The 19378-nt window shown below is 58.3% G+C and carries 19 protein-coding genes; 11 read left to right on the forward strand and 8 right to left on the reverse strand.

Translation table 11 applies throughout. The features are described 5' to 3' along the window. Positions 1 to 45: 45 nt before the first annotated feature. Positions 46 to 972 carry a ferritin-like domain-containing protein gene (locus ACMG4N_RS00925; RefSeq protein WP_297765941.1) on the reverse strand — a complete coding sequence of 309 codons (927 nt, stop codon included), beginning with the start codon at positions 970 to 972 and terminating at the stop codon, positions 46 to 48. A 146-nt stretch (positions 973 to 1118) separates the two neighbouring features. Here ACMG4N_RS00925 and ACMG4N_RS00930 point away from each other — a divergent pair, with 146 nt between their 5' ends. Then, positions 1119 to 1730 (forward strand): TetR/AcrR family transcriptional regulator, encoded by a 612-nt coding sequence (locus tag ACMG4N_RS00930; protein WP_035246220.1) that lies wholly within the window; start codon positions 1119 to 1121, stop codon positions 1728 to 1730. A 94-nt stretch (positions 1731 to 1824) separates the two neighbouring features. On the opposite strand, the gene ACMG4N_RS00935 is transcribed toward ACMG4N_RS00930, so the two are convergent. The 3 genes from ACMG4N_RS00935 to ACMG4N_RS00945 are packed head-to-tail and all read right to left on the reverse strand — an operon-like array spanning position 1825 to position 5159. Then, positions 1825 to 3336 carry a flavin-containing monooxygenase gene (locus ACMG4N_RS00935; protein WP_297765933.1) on the reverse strand — a complete coding sequence of 504 codons (1512 nt, stop codon included), beginning with the start codon at positions 3334 to 3336 and terminating at the stop codon, positions 1825 to 1827. 15 nt (positions 3337 to 3351) lie between these two features. After that, positions 3352 to 4191 carry an SDR family NAD(P)-dependent oxidoreductase gene (locus ACMG4N_RS00940; protein WP_414432566.1) on the reverse strand — a complete coding sequence of 280 codons (840 nt, stop codon included), beginning with the start codon at positions 4189 to 4191 and terminating at the stop codon, positions 3352 to 3354. A 38-nt stretch (positions 4192 to 4229) separates the two neighbouring features. Beyond that, on the reverse strand, positions 4230 to 5159 hold the full coding sequence (locus ACMG4N_RS00945) for a metal-dependent hydrolase (RefSeq protein ID WP_035246213.1): 930 nt from the start codon (positions 5157 to 5159) through the stop codon (positions 4230 to 4232). 494 nt (positions 5160 to 5653) lie between these two features. Here ACMG4N_RS00945 and ACMG4N_RS00950 point away from each other — a divergent pair, with 494 nt between their 5' ends. Together ACMG4N_RS00950 and ACMG4N_RS00955 are read left to right on the forward strand one after the other, a co-directional pair. After that, positions 5654 to 6145, forward strand: a complete 492-nt coding sequence (locus ACMG4N_RS00950; RefSeq protein ID WP_414432567.1) for a DUF4282 domain-containing protein — start codon at positions 5654 to 5656, stop codon at positions 6143 to 6145. A 115-nt stretch (positions 6146 to 6260) separates the two neighbouring features. Continuing rightward, positions 6261 to 7226: an NAD(P)H-dependent flavin oxidoreductase gene (locus tag ACMG4N_RS00955; protein ID WP_035246212.1), complete on the forward strand. Its 966-nt coding sequence runs from the start codon at positions 6261 to 6263 to the stop codon at positions 7224 to 7226. A 126-nt stretch (positions 7227 to 7352) separates the two neighbouring features. Here the strand turns inward: ACMG4N_RS00955 and ACMG4N_RS00960 are convergent, their stop codons facing one another. Next, on the reverse strand, positions 7353 to 8861 hold the full coding sequence (locus tag ACMG4N_RS00960; RefSeq protein WP_297765923.1) for a flavin-containing monooxygenase: 1509 nt from the start codon (positions 8859 to 8861) through the stop codon (positions 7353 to 7355). Between the two features lie 437 nt (positions 8862 to 9298). On the opposite strand from ACMG4N_RS00960, the gene ACMG4N_RS00965 reads away from it, so the two are divergent. Continuing rightward, positions 9299 to 9541, forward strand: a complete 243-nt coding sequence (locus ACMG4N_RS00965; protein WP_297765920.1) for a hypothetical protein — start codon at positions 9299 to 9301, stop codon at positions 9539 to 9541. Positions 9542 to 9693: 152 nt separating this feature from the next. Here ACMG4N_RS00965 and ACMG4N_RS00970 read toward each other — a convergent pair whose 3' ends face one another. The 3 genes from ACMG4N_RS00970 to nudE all read right to left on the reverse strand — a co-directional run bounded on the left by ACMG4N_RS00970 (position 9694) and on the right by nudE (position 12096). Then, positions 9694 to 10578: an alpha/beta hydrolase gene (locus ACMG4N_RS00970; RefSeq protein WP_414432569.1), complete on the reverse strand. Its 885-nt coding sequence runs from the start codon at positions 10576 to 10578 to the stop codon at positions 9694 to 9696. Positions 10579 to 10672: 94 nt separating this feature from the next. Further along, entirely contained in the window at positions 10673 to 11488 is an 816-nt protein-coding gene (cysQ, locus tag ACMG4N_RS00975; RefSeq protein ID WP_414432570.1) for a 3'(2'),5'-bisphosphate nucleotidase CysQ, read from the reverse strand. 62 nt (positions 11489 to 11550) lie between these two features. Continuing rightward, positions 11551 to 12096: an ADP compounds hydrolase NudE gene (nudE, locus tag ACMG4N_RS00980; RefSeq protein ID WP_297765912.1), complete on the reverse strand. Its 546-nt coding sequence runs from the start codon at positions 12094 to 12096 to the stop codon at positions 11551 to 11553. A gap of 65 nt (positions 12097 to 12161) precedes the next feature. Here nudE and yrfG point away from each other — a divergent pair, with 65 nt between their 5' ends. The 7 genes from yrfG to ACMG4N_RS01015 all read left to right on the forward strand — a co-directional run bounded on the left by yrfG (position 12162) and on the right by ACMG4N_RS01015 (position 19317). After that, positions 12162 to 12815 carry a GMP/IMP nucleotidase gene (gene yrfG, locus ACMG4N_RS00985; protein WP_414432571.1) on the forward strand — a complete coding sequence of 218 codons (654 nt, stop codon included), beginning with the start codon at positions 12162 to 12164 and terminating at the stop codon, positions 12813 to 12815. Positions 12816 to 12825: 10 nt separating this feature from the next. Further along, complete coding sequence (locus ACMG4N_RS00990) at positions 12826 to 13215, forward strand: RNA-binding S4 domain-containing protein (protein ID WP_297765906.1); 390 nt, start codon at positions 12826 to 12828, stop codon at positions 13213 to 13215. Between the two features lie 72 nt (positions 13216 to 13287). Further along, entirely contained in the window at positions 13288 to 14142 is an 855-nt protein-coding gene (hslO, locus tag ACMG4N_RS00995) for an Hsp33 family molecular chaperone HslO (protein WP_414432573.1), read from the forward strand. Positions 14143 to 14535: 393 nt separating this feature from the next. Next, a complete protein-coding gene (locus ACMG4N_RS01000) occupies positions 14536 to 16080 on the forward strand; it encodes a phosphoenolpyruvate carboxykinase (RefSeq protein ID WP_297765900.1) in 1545 nt (514 codons plus the stop codon). Between the two features lie 308 nt (positions 16081 to 16388). After that, a complete protein-coding gene (locus ACMG4N_RS01005; RefSeq protein WP_414432574.1) occupies positions 16389 to 17681 on the forward strand; it encodes an NAD(P)/FAD-dependent oxidoreductase in 1293 nt (430 codons plus the stop codon). 245 nt (positions 17682 to 17926) lie between these two features. Beyond that, on the forward strand, positions 17927 to 18835 hold the full coding sequence (locus tag ACMG4N_RS01010) for a YihY/virulence factor BrkB family protein (RefSeq protein WP_414432576.1): 909 nt from the start codon (positions 17927 to 17929) through the stop codon (positions 18833 to 18835). A gap of 77 nt (positions 18836 to 18912) precedes the next feature. After that, complete coding sequence (locus tag ACMG4N_RS01015; RefSeq protein ID WP_414432577.1) at positions 18913 to 19317, forward strand: 3D domain-containing protein; 405 nt, start codon at positions 18913 to 18915, stop codon at positions 19315 to 19317. The last annotated feature ends 61 nt before the right edge of the window (positions 19318 to 19378 follow it).

The raw sequence follows: 19378 nt of genomic DNA on the forward strand, positions 1-19378 counted from the left end.
GGCCGCGCCATGCAACAGGCACATGGCGCGCCGTCATGGGGTCTCTCAGGCAGTGGGCTGGTAGGTCAGCTCTCTCACCCAGGAAGGCACTGCAGGCAGTGCCCGGCGCGGGATCAGACCGGTCAGTTTGACCATGCCATCCACGGGCACGTGATAGACATGATTGCGCCGATTCACCACAAGCTTGGCGTGCTGACGAATCACCTGGAACCAGGGGTTGCGACGGCCATCTTCCGTGCGGCCGCCAATTTTTTCGAATTTGGCCATGGCGGCATACAGGCGCTCTTCCGGCAGACCCATGGTAATAATGTTATCGCGCATTTTATTGAGCAGCGGCACATAGGAGGCAATGCCCAGCATCAGGCGCGGGTCCAGCAACGGTGCCAGCATTTTTGTAGCACCAATGAAGGTTTTCCCGCGGCCCTGCATTTCCATTACGCTAAAGCCGACGCCCAGATGACGGGACTCATCGTCGTTGATCTTTTCGAACGCCTGGTGGCAAACCGGATCTTTCACCGTCTCCAGCAGGAAGGTACACAAGGCACCGTCCAGGGCAATTTCCAGCATCGGCACCACTGTGCCCAGCACATACACCGGCATGTCATCGCTGTAACGATCCAGCCATTCAATCACCAGCCGCAGGTTGATGTTGGGCTCGGGAATCTCATCTCCCTCAAGCATGCCCCAGCGCTTCATCAGTGCCATTTCGGCATTGGCATGGCGCTGCTCTTCGGCATGGAAGTAGGTATAAATCTGGCGCAGGGTATCGGTGGGGGCTTTCTTGGCCATGGCAGCAAATGCGCGGGCGCCCACGTGCTCAATCCACATCAGGTCGGCCATGAAATCTTTCAGCTTGGGCCACTGCTCTTCGGTAATCAGCTCGGCACCCGGAGCGTCCCAGTCGATATCCGACAGGGCCCACTGGGTGCTTTTGATTTTGGTCAGCATTTTGTCCAGATCGATGGAAGCCATGATGCACTCCTTACGGATTATTCTGCGAGTTGTGGCGGAAGACCCGAGGGTCCGACGCTCCGTACAGGTGACAAAAACGTTTACTGTCACATTGGTTGATGTAACAATAAAGCGAATGCTCGTTCGGATTCAACTCGGATAACCTGATGGCACGCAAACCCAAACAACAACGCTCCAGGGCCACCGTAGACGCCATTGTCCAGGCTGCCCTGATATCCATCGCCAACTACGGCCCAAGCGCTATTACCGCCAGACAGATCGCGGAAAAAGCCGGTATCGGCGTGGGTTCACTGTATGAGTATTTTGAAGACAAGGACGCCATCATTGATGCGGCCAGCAAACGCTTTGTCAGTGACACCGTGGATCTGATCAAACCACTGATCCCGGAACTGGTGCGTCTGGACATTCGCCAGGCGATTGAGAAATTGTTGTTCAGTTTTCGCGACTTTCTGGAAGAGAACAACCAGCTCTACCTGCGTTGCGCTCGCCACGCCTTCAGCATGGACATGGTGATCTACCAGTCACCGATCAACAGCGCCCTCATGGAGCTATTCACCCAGTATCTGATGCATCACCCGGAGCTTCTGAAACTGCCGAATATTCCCACCGTGGCCTATTTCTATATCAACGGCGGCATTTTCACCGTGGTCAGGCATCTGTCCGAGGACAACCCGATACAAAGCTTCGAGGAGCTGGCGACTGTGTTCGGGGACATTCTCGCCAGCTATGTGGACAAGAAAGTGGAATTGGCGGGCTGACAGCCCGCTCGGTGCTCGTCTGCCAAGCGCACAACGCATGAGGGGGAAGCCTTTCGCTTCCCCCTCAGTCAACAGACCTAGCGTCTGATGATCGTCAGGCGGCCTTCTTTTTCTCCGCGCTCTGGTAGACCACTTCGTAGTCTCCTACCTTGAAATCGCTCAGGCGTCTCTTAAGCTCTTTCAGCGACCAGGGCCAGGCGGCGAAGTTGCGGCCGTTCTGATCCAGGTAGTAGCTCTTGCAGCCACCACTGTTGAACACCGTGGTTTTCAGGTGCTTCTGGACTTTGTCATTGTGGGCTTTCAGCACCGGGGGCTTGATGGCAAAGCGGGTAATCCCCTTCTGCTTAACCTTCTTCAGACCATCAATGATGTAGTCCAGTTGGGCTTCGGCCAGACCGATAAAGGAATCGTACACCAGCACGTTGGGACCCAGCACCAGGAAGGCATTGGGCACATCCTTCATGGTGGCGCCAAGATAAGCTTCCGGTGAGGTGTCTTTCCACAGGTCAGAGAGGCGATCACCGTTGGCATCAATCACCTTTCTGCCAATCGGCGGGTGAGACACTTCAAAGCCGGTCCCCCAGATAATCACGTCTACCTCGTGGCGTTCACCGTTGGCGGCAATCACGGTATTGCCTTCCACTTCCACCAGACCATGGGGAATCAGGTTAGCATTGTCTGCCTGCAGGGCCGGGTAATAGTTGTTGGCAAACAGGATACGCTTGCAGCCCAGGGTAAAGTCCGGGGTCACCGCCTTGCGCAGGGTCTTGTCTTTCACCTGCACGCGCAGCAGCTGTTTGGCCGCCGTGCTCACCGGCTTCAGGGCTGCCGGGTTACGCAGCCCGAAGTTGATCACATTCAGGGAGGTGGCCACGGCCTTACGCCAGCTTTTCTGGATGATAGGCAGCTTGTTGATCAGCTGCTTGCTGGTGTCACCCAGATCCATGTCCGGCTTGGGCAGCACCCAGGGGGCAGTACGCTGGAAGACGTGCAGCTCTTTCACCTTGGGCTGAATCTGCGGCACAAACTGGATGGCCGAGGCGCCAGTACCGATCACCGCCACCCGCTTGCCAGTCAGATCATAGTCATGGTTCCACTTGGCGGAGTGGAACATCTCACCCTTGAAGCTATCCAGGCCCGGCAACGACGGAATCTGGGCTTCGGTGATCGGCCCGGTGGCAAAGACAACCGTACGCGCCAGGGTCTGGCCTTTATTGGTATCCAGCACCCAAAGGTGGCGACTTTCGTCCCACTCGGCATGCTCCAGTTCTGTACCGAATTCGATCAGCTCATTAATGCCAAAGTCTTCGCTAACCTCTTCCAGGTAGCTGAGAATTTCCGGCTGACGAGCAAACAGGTGGCTCCATTTGCTGCTAAGCGCAAAGGAAAAAGAGTACAGGGAAGAAGGCACATCACAGCCACAGCCAGGGTAGGTATTTTCCCGCCAGGTGCCGCCGACGCGGGTGGCTTTCTCGATGATCTTGAAATCGTGATAGCCCTCTTTCTTCATCTTGATCGCAGCGCACAAACCGGAAATACCGGCGCCAACGATAAAGGTGTCGTAAATCCTGGCCTCAGGGGTTTTGCGTTTCTTTGCTGCAGCCATGATGAAATTCCTCGATCAATTCTTAACAAAGCGGTAAGAGAACCCAAGCAGGTTCGCGTACAAATTGGGAGTGGCCCGCTTCATCATCCAGAACAGCTTGGCGTCCACCTGTGGCGTGGTGTACAGCTCTCCCTTATCAAGACGATTCAGGGTCAGTTTGGCCACGGAATCACTGGTGGTCATGGCGTAGTTCATCAACGCATGATCGGCCAGTTTGGAATAACGCGCAGGAATGCGGCCATCCTTGATGATGTTGGTGGGAACCAGAGTCGGACACAGCACGTTGACGTTAATATTGTCGCGCTTGAGTTCCGCGTACAGGGTTTCGGACAACGCCCGCACCCCGGCCTTGGTAACGTTATAGGCACTCATTTCCGGCGCAGCCGTATAGGACGCGGCAGACGCCACGTTGATGATGGCACCACGACCTTGCTTCTTGAACCCGGGCACGAAGTAGTGGCAACCGTGCACTACGCCCCACAGGTTCACATCCATCGCCCATTTCCAGTCTTCCAGGCTCAGCTCTTCGAACTTGCCACCAATACCCACACCGGCATTGTTGATGACCATGGTGACCGGATGGCCCAACAGTTTTTCAGACTGCTCGGACAGCTTCTTTACCTGAGCTGCCTTACCCACATCACAAGCCACCGCAAAAGCCTTGCCGCCGGCCTTCTTGATCAGCGCCACGGTTTCCTCGGCACTTTCCAGCTTCAGATCCGCGCAGACGACCGCACTGTTTCGTCTGGCCAACTCCAGGGCAAAACTGCGACCAATACCACTGCCGGCACCGGTGACGACAGCGTAGCCGTTATAGCTCGGCTTGCTGGAACGAAACTTGAGAATATTCAGCATTACCTTCTACCTTTTCAGGTTGAGTATTCAGTGTTCGTTCAGGCACGCTTGCCCGGCACGAATTCCTTGGTCAGATACGGCGTCAACAACCCGGTCTTCGGGTGCAGCAGCTTTTCCTTGTAGTACTCCAGATAGGCGCTGGTATCGTGGTCGCTGGGGTGAAAATCACGACGGGTGTAATCCAGAATATGCTTGATGGTGCTGCCGAAGACACCCTCTTCAGGCCCGGCCAGCACCGCCAGGCTACGCTTCACATCCTTCCAGTAACTGGGGCTCAGCAAGTTACGCGGTTTGCGCATTACCGGGATCAACGACGCCGCAACCGGAATCAGGAAAGTAAGAGTGAAGGCCGCCAGAGCAAAACCACGCATGCGCAGGTAATAGTCACCGGACAATTCCTGGAACACGTCGTAGGCAACATCCTTATGCTCAGACTCTTCCAGCATGTGCCACATCCACAGGGCTCGCTGCTTCTCGTCCAGGGACTCGTAGAAGATGTCTTCGTTCTTCATCATGTATTCCGCCAGCACCGCGGTGAAATGCTCAATGCCCGCCATCAATGACAGCTGCATGCGGTTGGACAGTTTCTTGAAGCCGTGCTCGAACACCTTGTCGGCAAGGAAACGATACAGACCGACAGGGTAACGGTGCTGTGCCAGCACATCGTTGAACTCGTTGTGCATCTTGGAGTGGATGGCTTCCTGACCAATCAGGGCAGTTACCAGACGCTTGAGCTCCGGATCTTTCACAAACTGACGGTGGTAACGGGCGGTGTCGATCACCAGATCTTCGCCGAAGGTCAGAAAGATGGACAGGGCCTCGAAATACGCCGACGCCAGCTCCGTGTTTCTGAAGAAGGTATCGTCCAGTTGCTCGGCATCGAACTGAAAATCCATATGGCGAATCGGCATCTCAGGCCGTTTCTGGGCGGTTTTCGACACGTATTGATGAATCGTTGCAGTCGTCATTAGGTCACCTGTCCAATGAGGGCAAAGCCGATAATGTTGCGCGCCATGGACGTTAGTTGGGCGCGCACTACTGTTACATTGACGAGTGACACAATAAAGCGAATGCTTGTTCGGATTCAATTCGGTTCAACATGGCTTATTCAGCCCGGCCTCCACAGCTCAGAATGCCGATAGAACGGCGCCTCGGTATGCCAAAAACAAACGCCATGAAAACATTAACTTACTGAAATAAAAGGAAATATTAATTTCCGCTTTGTCTGAAAGGCCTGACACCCTGCTTCCATGCCATAGTCACTTTTCTGCATCATGGGCAGCCCGGTTAGTGTTAATCACCAAAAACGAACACAGCGTTCGGATTTTTTCAGCCTCATAGGGCACTATTTGCCTAGCGTTTCCACCCATCGCATGCAGCAAGTGGTCCCTGGGCATATAACAGAGCATTACAATCTATGGGTAGGAAAAGCCCGGACACCCGGCAACAATGAAGCAAATCAATGGCCATCGGGGAGCCCATGCTCAACAAGGAAAAACTGAATCAGTCAAAAGTCCTGCAGCTGGTGGACTGGCAGTTCAATCGCTACCTGTCCATGCAGTTGCTGCCGTTGCTCTACCTGCTAATGATCATTGGCGCGGTATTGTTGGTGGGCTTTTTTGTGGCTGCCAGCTTTTCCAGTTCGCTGTGGTTTGGCTTGGCCACCGCCACCCTGTCGCCGCTGATCTTGCTGGTGATGGTTGCCATCGTCCGGGCCGCCCTGGAGTACCTGGTGATGGCACATCGCACCATGAGCATCGTGGAAAGCATGCGCACCTTGCCCGAGCGCGTGGAAAGCCTGGATAACAAAGTGGATGCCCTCAACGAGCACGTTATCGACCTGCATGAAATGCTGATGCAACTGCGTCCACTGCTGCGTTCTGCAGGCCTGCCCGGACGTTTTATCGAATCACTGCGCAAGGGGGACAGCAAGGAAAACGGCGGCGATAAATAGCGCCGCCTGACACGCGACGCTTTCAGCCATCGCAATTACCGGCTTTTTAAGGTGTAATTTCTCTCCTGCGGACACCCGCCTGGGCGTCCACACCCTGTTTTCGCAAGGAGTCACCATGTCGTTACCCGCGTCCCTGCAAGACCGGCTGCGCCTGCCCGCCGTCGCGTCCCCCATGTTTATTGTCTCCAACCCGGATCTGGTCATCGCCCAGTGCAAGGCCGGCATCGTCGGCTCTTTTCCGGCGCTGAACGCCCGGCCGGCGGAAGAGCTGGAAGTATGGCTCAAGCGGATCACCGAAGAACTGGACGCCTGGAACCAGGCCAATCCGGACCAGCCGGCAGCGCCCTTTGCGGTCAACCAGATCGTGCACAAGTCCAACAACCGGCTGGAACACGATCTGGAAATGTGCGTGAAGTACAAGGTGCCCATCGTGATCACGTCGCTGGGCGCCCGGGTGGACGTGAACGAGGCGATTCACAGCTATGGCGGCCTGGTATTTCACGACATCATCAACAATTTCTTCGCCAAGAAGGCCATCGAAAAAGGCGCCGACGGCCTGATCGCTGTGGCGGCCGGTGCCGGTGGCCACGCTGGCACCCAGTCGCCGTTTGCGTTGGTCCAGGAAATTCGCGAATGGTTTGACGGCCCGGTGCTGCTGTCCGGCTCCATCGCCAAAGGCGATGCCATTCTCGGCGCTCAGGCCATGGGTGCAGACCTGGCCTATATCGGCTCCGCCTTTATTGCCACCGACGAAGCCAACGCGGACGAACGCTACAAGCAGTCCATCGTCGACAGCAGTGCCAGCGACATCATCTATTCCAACCTGTTCACCGGCGTCCACGGCAACTACCTGCGCAGCTCCATCGAAGCGGCCGGGCTGGATCCTAACGACCTGCCAGAAAGCGACCCGTCGAAGATGGATTTCGGCGATGGCAGCTCCAAAGCCTGGAAAGATATCTGGGGTAGCGGCCAGGGCATCGGCGCCATCAAGAAAATCGGCCCGGCCAGCGAGTTGATCGAGCGACTCAAGCAGGAATACAGCAGCGCGCGCCAGCGGATGGATCAACTGCCCTGGAAATAAAGCGGCCAACTGCAACGCGTCAGAAACAGCAGTGAGTCACAAGGCAAGAGGCCGCGCCCGGGGATCGGGCACGGCCTCTTGCACTTCATAACCGGAACAAACCGCTTGCGGCTTGCGGCTTGCGCTTCAGCCTGTCACGGAACCAAGCACCGACGCCACCAACCCTTTCTTCTTCACCGGCTGGTAATTGCTGAACTCCAGTACACCATCATCGATGGCGCCGAAACGCAGCTTCGGCAGATCCACCAGGTAATTCTGCACCACCATCCATGGCTGCTTGGAACCCTGGCGAGGTAGACGATCATCCGCACGCATGACATAGCCGGACTGCAGACCCAGGAAGTTCTCATCGGTAATGCAGTCTTCCTTGTCACGGGGGATCACGGTCTGGGCACCGGTTTTTTCCATGTGATTAAGCAGGCGACACACATACTCGCAGACCAGATCCGCTTTCAGGGTCCAGGAGGAATTGGTGTAGCCGAAAACCAGCGCCATGTTTGGCACATCACGCAGCATCATGCCTTTGTAGACCAGCGACTCGCGGGGCTCTACGGCCTTGCCGTCGATAGTGCCTTCCACACCGCCAAGCATCTGAACATTGAGACCGGTGGCAGTGATAATAATATCTGCCTCCAGCTCCTGACCTGACTTGAGCAGAATACCGTTCTCGGTGAAACGCTCGATATGGTCGGTAACGATATCGGCCTCACCCCGGCGAACGGTCTTGAACAGGTCACCGTTGGGCACCGCACACAGACGCTGATCCCAGGGGTTATAGCTGGGACGGAAATGGGTCATGTCCACATCATCACCAAGCTGACGCTTCGCCGCCGCCAAAAGGGCACGACGTACCAGTTTCGGGCGCTGCTTGGACAGCTTGTACACCAGGCGCTGGATACCAATGTTACGGGCGCGGGCCAAACGGTAGACCATCATCTCGGGCATGAAGCGGCGCATGCCCACGGAGATCGGATCCACTTCCGGCACGGTGGCAATATAGGTCGGGGAACGCTGCAGCATGGTGACCTTGGCCCCTTCGCGAGCCATGGCAGGCACCAGAGTGACGGCGGTAGCACCGGAGCCGATCACCACGACTTTCTTGCCTTCATATTGCAGGTTTTCCGGCCAATGCTGGGGATGAACCACCTGGCCCTTGAAGTCTTTTTCACCGGGGAAATCCGGTTTGTAGCCTTCGTCGTAGTTGTAGTAACCACTGCAGGAGAACAGGAAGTTGGCGGTAAAGGTTTCCTGCTCGCCGGTCTTCTCATTGGTGGTTTCCACTGCCCACTGATTGTCCTCACTGGACCAGTTTGCCTTGATCACCTTACGCCCGAAGCGGATGTGCTTCTTGACGTTATATTCGTCTGCGGTGTCTTCCACGTACTGACGGATGGAGTTGCCATCGGCCAATACCTTGGGCTCGGTCCAGGGACGGAAGCTGTAGCCCAGGGTGAACATGTCGGAGTCGGAGCGGATGCCCGGATACTTGAACAGGTCCCAGGTGCCGCCAATGCGTTCGCGACGCTCGATAATGGCATAGCTACGATTCGGGCTCTTGCGGGTCAGGTGGCAAGCTGCCCCGATACCGGAAAGGCCGGCACCAATAATCAATACATCAACGTGGTTATTAGACATTCTCTTTTACCTCCAGCCCTTGGGCCGCCTGGTCTCGGCAGTGCAAAACATTGACATCATTCAATGGCACCGTTAACTGGCAGACAGAATAGCCGTACTGGCGGGTATGAGAAAAGGCCAAAACAGGCCGTTAATTGGCCCTGGAGACGGGAAAAAGTGCCGCTAGGGACGGCAGGTGTGGCGCAGCCGGCATAAACACTGGGTCTACTTTCCCTGACCGCCTGTCTACCCGCATGGCGGCCACAGGATCCGCGGCCGACTATTACTCGCTGATTTTCATAATAAAGTGGTACGGGAGATCCAATATCATCGTGCCATCACCGATTTGTGACCTCATACACATTGCTGCCCTGCCCACTTCTGCATACTGCCTGCGCGCCACAGGGGAAAGGCGCGTACGGGGATAGATAACACACTATAATTATAAGGGTACCGGCATGTTCGATCTGACTGCCTTCGGGGATACGTTCGCCTCTCACTCCTGGCTATGGATACCGATGTCCTGCGCCGTCATTATCAGCCTGCTGTTATGGAGCGGTCGCATCCGCCAGCCCGGCATGGTCAACCTGTTCGCCGTTGGCCTGATCCTGCCCTGCATCAACCTGAGCATGATCGCCACCGGCGCACTGGTGGCTGCAGATCAACTGACTCTGGATCTGATGGCCTTGCTGCCGTTCTGAGAGTCGCAAGTTACAAGTTGAAAGTTTCAACGCGGATCAGCGCTGCTGTCAGCCGCTACGCATGAGGCCGCGCCCAATGACTGGAGCGCGGCCTCATGCGTTTGAAATCAAGGGCAAACGTATGGCGCGTTGCAACTTGAAACTTGCCCCCGCTACAAACCCTGAAGAAATTCCAGCTGATCCGCCACACTGATATCCCGGGCCTCACCCTGATAGATATCAAAATGCCCAATGGGGTAGCGTTTCACGGTGGGCTTCGCCATCATCGCGGCGGCTTTTTCTGCGGCGGACGCGGGCGCCACGGTATCGGTTTCACAGATCAGCACCAGCGCCGGGCAAGTCACCTTGGCCGCCTGCGTCACGGGCCGGAACATTGGCAGCACCAGACCAATACGGGCGGCGACTTCATTTGGCACCCCTTCAGGCATCAGGGCGGTATAACCGTCGTAGGCATCATGGCTGGACATGGCCGCCAGCTCCCCGGGCTTGCCTGCAGAGGGCAGCATGCGCGGCCCCAGCCCCAGCAGGCTGCTGATCACATCCCAGAGGCCCAGCCCGGTCATCTTGATGGCCTGGCCAATGCCTGCATAGCGCACCACTTCCAGCACTGACGACAGCCCATCCATCATCGGGCACTGGGCAATGATGCCGGCCACATCCGGCTCACGGGCTGCCACTGCAGTCACCAGGCCGCCACCAAAGGACGTTCCCCACAGCACAATGCGCTGGTTGTCCACTTGCTCTTGCTTGCGCACACAAGCCAGCGCCGCCTGCCAGTCTGCCACCTCCCGGTTGGGCAACAACACCTGACGGGGCATGCCTTCGCTTTCACCGAAGTGCCGGTAGTCGAACAGGAATACCGCATAGCCGGCCTTTAAAAAAGCATCACGAAACGGCTCCAGCCCACAGGCCTTGGTCAGACCAAAACCGTGGCCCATGACCACGGTCAGGAAAGAGCCGTCACCCTCGGGGAGATACAGATCCCCCCGGCAGGACTGGCCATCACTGACAAATCGCAGTTCATGCATTTTGCTCATGGAAACTCCTTGTTGGTATGCCGTACGGCCAACGTGCTTACTCTCACCGCAGGAGCGTCACTCCTGCGGCGGCTTCTATTTATGAGGCCTGCCTTTAACCGGCAATCGCCGGAGCGATAAAGCGCCACTCTTCGATGCTCTGCCCCAGCACCAGGAAGTGCGGATTGAGGATGTCTTCCTTGTTGTACTGCAGCGGTTCAAAGGCGGTATTCACCACGACCCCGCCGGCGGCGGTGACCACCGCGTGGGCCGCAGCCGTATCCCATTCGCTGGTGGGCGCCAGGCGCGGATAAATGTCCGCGCTGCCTTCAGCAACCAGACACAACTTCAGGGACGAGCCCATGGAGGCCCGCTCCACGTCACCCACTTCCTCGCGGATAAAGGCTTCCAGCTTTTCCACCGCTTCGCCGCCGTGGCTGCGACTGGCTACCATCACCACCGGGGTGGTGCGGGCGCGGCACTGGATCGGCTTGCGCTCACCGCCTTCCTCTTTATAGGCACCCACACCATGGCCACCCAGGTAGGTCACTGCCGTTACCGGTACATGCACGACGCCCAACACCGGGGTATCGCCTTCCACCAGAGCGATGTTCACGGTGAACTCGCCATTGCGCTTGATGAACTCCTTGGTGCCATCCAGCGGATCCACCAGCCAGAAACGGGGCCAGTCCTTGCGATCCGCGTAGGCAATACCGCCGGACTCTTCGGAAAACACCGGGATATCCGGCGTCAGCGCCTGCAGCCGCGCTTCGATAATCTTGTGTGCTGCCATATCCGCTTCGGTGATCGGCGATTTGTCGTCCTTGGTTTCCACCCCCAGGTCGTCACGTTCGTACACCGTCAGAATGGCATCACCCGCTTCACGGGCAATCTCGGCGAGCGGTTCCAGCAAGGTATTAAAGTCGGTCATTTCTGTTTTCCTGTGATTCAGATTTTGGCACCTGTAGGAGCGCCACTCCTACGGCGTAATTATCAGCGTTGTTCCAGCAACCGCTTGGCCATCAGCAGCGCCGCGATCACCCGGGCTTCCGTCACGTCATCCCGCTCGATCAGGCGATCCAGATCGGACAGTTTCCAGGTGAGTACTTCCAGCTCTTCCGGTTCGTCCCCGGGCAGGGATTCTTCATACAGGTCTTCGGCCAGCACCACCTTGATGCGGTGGCCCATATAACCCGGCGACAGGGTCATGTCCTTCATCAGGGTGAGGCGGCGGGCACCATAACCGGCTTCTTCCTTCAATTCCCGGTTGGCCGCATCGCGCCAGTCCTCGCCGTGTTCGTAGGCCCCTTTGGGCAGGGTCAGCTCGTAACTTTCGGTACCGGCGCCATACTCGCGGATCATTACCACGGTGTCGTCATCCAGCAGCGGCACCATCATTACCGCCGCGATGGGCGGGGTGCGCAGGCGCTCATAGGTACGTTCCACCCCGTTACGGAAACGCAGGTGCAGCTCTTCGATTCCGAACAGGCGGCTTTTTGCGACCAGTCGGGTGTCGAGAATCTCCGGTTTCTCATCCATAATCAGCGTCAGATCTCGCGGCAATCATTTAAGGCCGAAGACTAACCCGAATACGCAGGAAATTCATGATTGACTGGCAATCCGTCGACACCGTGCTACTGGATATGGACGGCACCCTGCTCGACCTGGAGTTCGATAACTGGTTCTGGCAGAAACATGTCCCCGAGTGCTACGCCCGCCAGCAGGGGCTGGACCGGGCCGAGGCCGACCGCATCATCCACGACTGGATCACCAGTCATCTGGGCACCCTGAACTGGTACTGCCTGGATTTCTGGACCACGGAGCTGGGCCTGGAAATCGCCCGCCTGAAACGCGAAGCCGGCGATCGCATCGCTGTGCGCCCCGGGGCGGACACGTTTCTGCAGGCACTGAAGGAGTCCGACAAACAGGTCATCATGGTCACCAACGCCCATCGTGATGCCCTGGACTTGAAGGTAGAGCGTACCGGCATCGACCGCTATTTCGATGAAATCGTCTCCAGCCACGATTATGGCCACGCCAAGGAAGCCCAGTCCTTCTGGCAGCACCTGCAACGCCACCTGCCCTTCGACCCGGCCCGCGCTCTGCTGGTGGATGACTCCCTGCCGGTACTTCACAGCGCCCAGCTTTACGGCATCGGCCAGCCGGTGAGTATCCTGCACCCGGATTCCAGCCTGCCCAAGCGGGACCATACCGATCCGTTCCCGGCCATCGACGATTTTCTGCAGGTCTTACCATGAGAGAAATGCCGTGAGCGAGACCGTTCGTATCGACTCCTGGCTGTGGGCGGCGCGTTTCTTCAAGACCCGCAGCCTGGCCAAGGCCGCCATCGAAGGCGGCAAGGTGCAGATTGATGGCAGCAAGGCCAAACCCAGCAAGAATGTGCAGCCCGGGCAGACCATTGCCATTACCAAGGGCACCGAACATTTCGAGGTAATAGTAGAAGGCCTGAGCAGCAAGCGCGGCCCCGCCAGCGTGGCCCAGACTCTCTACCAGGAAACCGAACAAAGCCGCAGCCGCCGGGAACAGAGCAGCGAGCAACGCAAGCTGGCACGGGCCGCCGCCGCAGCACCGGACCACAAGCCCAGCAAGAAGGAACGCCGGGATATCCAGCGCTTCAAGAGAGACAACCTGGAATAACCGCTATCGTGCCCCCATTAAAGGCAGCTGAAAGACATAGCGAACCACAGTGACAGCCCTCAGGACACAACCATGCAAGATCACAAACAACGCTTCCTGTTCCCCGACTCCGATATCCGCGGCGAACTGGTGCAGGTGGAAAGCAGCGTCACCCGTATTATTGAAGGGCATAACTACCCACTGGCAGTACAGGGATTGATCGGCGAGGCGGTGGCCGCTGTGGCATTACTGGCCAGCACCCTGAAATTCAAGGGCCGCCTGGCACTGCAGGCCCAGGGCAAGGGCCCGGTATCCCTGCTGCTGGCCGAGTGCACCAACGAGGGCGAGTTGCGTGCCCTGGCCCGCCACAGCGACGGCCAGGACTGGAGCCACGGCGACATCCAGACCCTCATTGGCGACGGCAACATGGTAATCACCATCACCCCGGACCAGGGCAAGCAATATCAGGGCATCGTGCCCCTGGCCGGCGACTCCCTGGCCCAGTGCCTGGAAGCCTACTTCCGCCAGTCCGAACAACTCCCTACCCGCCTGTGGCTGGCCAGCGGCAACAACCGGGCCGCCGGCCTGCTGCTGCAGCGGTTGCCCAACCAGCTGGCCAGCAGCGACGCCAACACACAGATGTGGGAGCACCTGGAAGCCCTCGCCGGCACCCTGAAAATGGAAGAGCTGCTCAACCTGGACGACCAGACCATCCTCCACCGCTTGTTCCACGACACCCCGCCACAGCTGCCCGACGCCCAGGCCCTGCAGTTCGGCTGCACCTGCTCCCGGGACCGCAACCGCAATGCCCTGCTGTCCCTGGGCAGCAATGAATTGCAGACCCTGCTGGACGAAGACGGCGAAGTGACCCTGACCTGCGACTTCTGCCGCAACCAGGAACGCTTTGATGCGGTGGATCTGGCGGCGATGATCAGGGAAAGCAGTTAATAGTTAATAGTTAATAGTTAATAGTGAACAGTTAACAGCGACGCGAAACAGGCCCTCAGGGGCTGAAACGCAAGAGGCCGCGCCCGAGCCATGGACGCGGCCTCTTGCGTTTCAGGCGACCCCGGGCCGGATCGCGCAACTATTCACTGTTAACTATTCACTGTTCACTGACTGCCGCGCCGTGACCACCCGGTCCAAGGGGGAATCGCCACTGATTTCCTTTTCTGGCATAATCGCGCGCCTGTGCTGACTGGAGGCTTTGTCCCCCGGTCCCCTTTGGTCTTGCCCGGTGGCAGTAACGGGCACGAGACCGGCACTGTTATCCGCAATGCGAACCAGAGTTTCGGCGCCCATACACGCTGAAACGGCACGGCCACAAGCCCAGGAATGACCATGACCGACCCGATTGTTTATAACGACCTCAGCCCGGCCCAGCTGGTAGAACTGGCTGTTCAACGCAACGAAGGCCGCCTGTCCGATACCGGCGCCCTGGTAGTGGAAACCGGTCACCGCACCGGCCGTTCCCCCATGGACCGCTACATCGTTGAAGAGCCCAGCACCAGCGAGCACATCCACTGGGGTGCTATTAACCGTGCCTTCCCCGCCGACAAGTTCGATGCCCTGTGGGATCGTGTCAGCGTTGCCGTTGCCGACGCTGATGCCTTTGTTTCCCACCTGCACGTAGGTGCCGATGCGGATCATTACCTGGCAGTAAAAGTGACCGCGCAGACCGCGTGGCACAACCTGTTCGCCAACACCATGTTCATCCGTCCGGAAAAATACAATCCGCGCAGCAAGGAAGAATGGCAGATCCTCCACGCCCCGCACTTCCAGTGTGAGCCGGAGCGTGACGGCACCAATTCCGATGGCTGTGTGATCCTCAACTTTGCCCAGCGCAAAGTACTGATCGCCGGCATGCGTTACGCCGGTGAAATGAAGAAAGCCATGTTCTCCGTGCAGAACTTCCTGCTGCCGGAAAAAGACGTGCTGCCCATGCACTGCTCCGCCAACGTGGGCGAAGACGGCGACGTGGCCCTGTTCTTCGGCCTGTCCGGCACCGGTAAAACCACCCTGTCCGCCGACCCGAACCGTTACCTGATCGGTGACGACGAGCACGGCTGGGGCAAGGATGTGGTGTTCAACATCGAAGGCGGCTGCTACGCCAAGTGCATCGACCTGAGCCAGAAGAACGAGCCGGTTATCTGGGACGCCATCAAATTCGGCGCAGTGCTGGAAAACGTCATCATCAATGACGAAAGCCGCACCGCCGACTACACCGACGTGTCCCTGACCCAGAACACCCGTGCCGCCTACCCGCTGGAAAACATCGACAAGAAAGTCGACGCCAACCGTGCCGGTGAGCCCAAGCACATCATCTTCCTGACCTGCGACCTGACCGGTGTTCTTCCGCCGGTATCCAAGCTGTCCAAGGAAGCGGCGGCCTACCACTTCCTGAGCGGCTACACCGCGCTGGTCGGCTCCACCGAAATGGGTTCCGGTGGCGGCATCAAGAGCACCTTCTCCACCTGCTTCGGCGCCCCGTTCTTCCCCCGTCGCGCCGGCGAATACGCCGAGCTGCTGATCAAACGGATGGAAGATTTCGGCTCCACCGTGTTCCTGGTGAACACCGGCTGGACCGGTGGCCCCTTCGGCGAAGGCGAGCGTTTCAGCATCCCCACCACCCGTGGTGTGGTGAACGCCATCCTCTCCGGCGACCTGGACAACGCGGAAACCGAGCACCTGGACATCATCAACCTGGACGTGCCCAAAGCCGTTCCCGGTGTGGACAGCCAGCTGCTGCAGCCCAAGAACACCTGGGCCAACCCGGAAAACTACGAAGCCCGCGCCCGCGATCTGGCAGAGCAGTTCGAAAAGAACTTTGCCGAGAAGTATGCGGACGTGTCTGAAGAGATCCGCGCCGCCGGCCCCAAGGCCTGATCCGCACGGATCACTGAAAAAGCCCGCCACCGGCGGGCTTTTTCATTGCCGCCCGGCGGGCAGACCCGCCCGCCCGGGAAGGCAAAAAGGAAACACCTGGTCTGGACTTGTTTACCACACACGCTAGACTGCACCTCCGGAATGATGACAGCCGTCATCGCTCCCTGCCCCACAAGGGCTCTGCCTCATTGATGAGCCACTGAGTACGCCAGGCGTTATTCAGAGGCTCCTTTAACCCGGACCTGTTCACCGCCAAGGTGGATATGATTGACTGGCAACCCATGAGGGTTAGCCCGACAGGAGCCCCAATGAGCAAACCCAGAATTGTTGTTGTCGGTGGTGGCGCCGGCGGTCTGCCTCTGGTCACCCGCCTGGGCCGCAAGCTCGGCAAATACGGCCACGCAGACGTGACCCTGGTGGATTCCTCCAGCATCCATGTGTGGAAACCGCGCTTTCATGAAGTGGCCACCGGCGCCATCGACGCGGACCTGGATGCGGTGGACTACCGCGCTCACGCCCAGCTGAACCATTACCGCTTTGAGCCGGGCACCATGACCCAGGTGAACGTGGAGGACCAGACCCTGACGCTGGCGCCGCTCCATGACAACCACGGCTCGGAAGTGTTGCCGGAACGGCAACTGCCCTACGATTACCTGGTGCTGGCCACCGGCAGCCAGAGCAACGATTTCGGCACCCCCGGGGTTCGTGAAAACTGCCTGTTCATGGACAGCCGCGCCCAGGCGGAACGCTTTCGCGAGCGCTTCCTGAACGCCTGCCTGCACGCCAACTACGAAGGCAAGCCGGTCTCCGTGGCCATCGTCGGCGGCGGCGCCACCGGCGTGGAGCTGGCAGCGGAACTGCACCATGCGGTATCCATGCTCAACTTCTACGGCCACGAAAAGCTGGATCGCAAACACCTGCAGGTGGACGTGATCGAAGCCGCCCCGCGCATCCTCCCGGTACTCAGCGAACGGGTTTCCGCTACCGCCACCAAGCGGCTGGAGGATCTGGGCGTGAAGGTGCGCACCAGTGTCATGGTGGCCGAAGCCACCCCGCAAGCCCTGGTACCCAAGGAAGGCGATCCCATCAATGCCGACCTGCTGGTGTGGGCGGCCGGGGTGAAGTGCCCGGACTGGCTGGGTCAGATCGACGGCCTGACCACCAACCGCATCAACCAGGTGGAAGTGGAGCCGACCCTGCAGGCCAAGGGCCACAAAAACATCTTCATCATCGGCGATGCCGCTTTCCTGATCCCGGAAGGCGAAGAGCGGCCCATCCCGCCGCGGGCCCAGTCTGCCCAGCAGATGGCCCAGCACACCGCTCGCAGCCTGCAGCAGCTGATCATGCAACGTGAACCGCGGCCGTTCCAGTACAAGGACCACGGCTCGCTGGTGTCACTGTCCAACTACAGCTCGGTGGGCATGCTGATGGGCAACCTGAAGGGCGGCAACTTCTTCGTGGAAGGCTGGCTGGCACGGATGATGTACATCAGCCTGTACCGCATGCACCAGGCCGCCCTGTACGGCTGGCCGCGCACGATCATGCTGCTGATCGCCGGCCGCTTCAACAAGCTGGTGCGGCCGAGACTAAAACTGCATTAAGGCAACACGACGCAACACCTGTAGGAGCGGCGCTTGAGCCGCGAACCCGCGTGTCAACGCGGAAGAGTCAGCATAACGGCCAATCGCTCCAGAAGTGATTGTTGCTTTCTGGAAGTGCTCCTTCGCTTATGCTCGGATTCGCGCCTCAAGAGGCGCTCCTACAGCTACCATGTAGAGACAACTGGTAGTTAGCGACCACCGCAACCGATACACTCCCTGCTACCCCATGGACGACGGTGGCAACGATGAAAGAAACCTTTCTCTACTGGTTCGGCATTCTCAAGAACACCATACGCCTGTGGCTGGAAGGTAATGCCGCCAGCTACGCCGGGTCGTTGGCGTTCTTTACGCTTTTCTCCATTGCCCCGGTCATCATCCTCGCCGTGAAGGTAATCTCACTGGTGATGAGCAGCGAAGCCGCCATGGCGGAAATTCTTGGCCAGCTGGAAGCGACGGTGGGGCCCGCCGCCACCGAAGAAATTCGCAATGCCATCATGAATACCCGCGCTCCCAGTCAAGGAATTCTGGCCGGACTGCTTAGCCTGGCGGTCATGATTATCGGCGCCACCACGGTCTTCGCCCAGATGCAGCGCTCCATGAATGCCATCTGGGAAGTGGTGCCACGTCCGTCACGCAATACAGTGGTCGCACTCATCAAAAGCCGCCTGTTGTCGCTGACCGTGGTGGTATCACTGGGCTTTGTGCTACTGGTCTCCCTGCTGCTGAACGTGGCAGTACAAACCCTGCTGGTCTACGCGGAAAATTGGATCCCCTTCCATGGTGGCATCGCCCTGGCACTGGAAGTGCTGGTCTCCATCATTGTCATCGCGCTCTTGTTCGGCATGATTTTTCGCCTGCTTCCGGACGTGGTGCTGAGTTGGAAAGACGTGGCCCCCGCCGCTCTGATCACCGCTATACTGTTTGCCATTGGCCGTGCCCTGATTGGCTTTTACCTGTCACACACGGCCACCGCTTCCACTTACGGGGCCGCCGGCTCGTTGGTAATTCTGCTCATGTGGGTGTACTACTCCTCCATGATCCTGCTACTCGGCGCCGCCTTCAGCCGCGCTCACAGTGAAGCCCGGGGGCGGGTTATCCGTGCCCGCTCCTCCGCGGTAAGGGTTCGTCGGGAAATTCACGAAACGCCTGGCTGAATCAGCAGCCCACCGGGTTCATGCCCCCTTCACGGTCAGATTGCCACGGTAAGGTGTCATTCAAAGAAGGGGATCCCATGACACTAAAAATACCGTTTTCCATAATCAGCCTCACCCTGGCAGCCCTGTTTTTGTCTGCCTGTAGCGACAGCGGCAACACCATCAGCCAGGAAGTCACCGCTACGGCATACACCCTGTCCGAAGCGGAAACCAAGAAAGGCAATGTGGGTCTTGCCGCCTGGGGCGACCAGCTGGAACCCGGCATGAAAGCCATCGCTGTGTCCCGCGACCTGATTCCCAAAGGGCTCACCCATCGCACCGAAGTGGAAGTGGAAGGCATGGGTACCTATGTAGTGCTCGACAAGATGAACAAACGCTGGACCGACAAAATCGACATCTTGATGGCGGATAGGGCCGAGGCTCGTGAGTGGGGCAAGCAAACCGTCACCATTCACTGGGAAGCGCCACAGGAAACCCCCTGAACGAGCCGGCAATTTTGCAATTCTCCCGATGAAACCCTGGCGGGGCCGTCGTAAACTCCCT

It is taken from the genome of Alcanivorax sp. IL2, from assembly GCF_047495475.1.
Taxonomy (GTDB): domain Bacteria; phylum Pseudomonadota; class Gammaproteobacteria; order Pseudomonadales; family Alcanivoracaceae; genus Alcanivorax.

Coding starts and splice junctions, on each gene's coding strand:
- ACMG4N_RS00955 (WP_035246212.1), top strand. CDS start 6,261: ATGTCGTTACCCGCGTCCCTGCAAGACCGGCTGCGCCTGCCCGCCGTC.
- ACMG4N_RS00935 (WP_297765933.1), bottom strand. CDS start 3,336: ATGGCTGCAGCAAAGAAACGCAAAACCCCTGAGGCCAGGATTTACGAC.
- ACMG4N_RS00950 (WP_414432567.1), top strand. CDS start 5,654: ATGGCCATCGGGGAGCCCATGCTCAACAAGGAAAAACTGAATCAGTCA.
- ACMG4N_RS00930 (WP_035246220.1), top strand. CDS start 1,119: ATGGCACGCAAACCCAAACAACAACGCTCCAGGGCCACCGTAGACGCC.
- cysQ (WP_414432570.1), bottom strand. CDS start 11,488: ATGACCGACTTTAATACCTTGCTGGAACCGCTCGCCGAGATTGCCCGT.
- ACMG4N_RS00965 (WP_297765920.1), top strand. CDS start 9,299: ATGTTCGATCTGACTGCCTTCGGGGATACGTTCGCCTCTCACTCCTGG.
- ACMG4N_RS00925 (WP_297765941.1), bottom strand. CDS start 972: ATGGCTTCCATCGATCTGGACAAAATGCTGACCAAAATCAAAAGCACC.
- nudE (WP_297765912.1), bottom strand. CDS start 12,096: ATGGATGAGAAACCGGAGATTCTCGACACCCGACTGGTCGCAAAAAGC.
- ACMG4N_RS01000 (WP_297765900.1), top strand. CDS start 14,536: ATGACCGACCCGATTGTTTATAACGACCTCAGCCCGGCCCAGCTGGTA.
- yrfG (WP_414432571.1), top strand. CDS start 12,162: ATGATTGACTGGCAATCCGTCGACACCGTGCTACTGGATATGGACGGC.
- ACMG4N_RS01005 (WP_414432574.1), top strand. CDS start 16,389: ATGAGCAAACCCAGAATTGTTGTTGTCGGTGGTGGCGCCGGCGGTCTG.
- ACMG4N_RS00960 (WP_297765923.1), bottom strand. CDS start 8,861: ATGTCTAATAACCACGTTGATGTATTGATTATTGGTGCCGGCCTTTCC.
- ACMG4N_RS01015 (WP_414432577.1), top strand. CDS start 18,913: ATGACACTAAAAATACCGTTTTCCATAATCAGCCTCACCCTGGCAGCC.
- ACMG4N_RS00970 (WP_414432569.1), bottom strand. CDS start 10,578: ATGAGCAAAATGCATGAACTGCGATTTGTCAGTGATGGCCAGTCCTGC.
- hslO (WP_414432573.1), top strand. CDS start 13,288: ATGCAAGATCACAAACAACGCTTCCTGTTCCCCGACTCCGATATCCGC.
- ACMG4N_RS00940 (WP_414432566.1), bottom strand. CDS start 4,191: ATGCTGAATATTCTCAAGTTTCGTTCCAGCAAGCCGAGCTATAACGGC.
- ACMG4N_RS01010 (WP_414432576.1), top strand. CDS start 17,927: ATGAAAGAAACCTTTCTCTACTGGTTCGGCATTCTCAAGAACACCATA.
- ACMG4N_RS00945 (WP_035246213.1), bottom strand. CDS start 5,159: ATGACGACTGCAACGATTCATCAATACGTGTCGAAAACCGCCCAGAAA.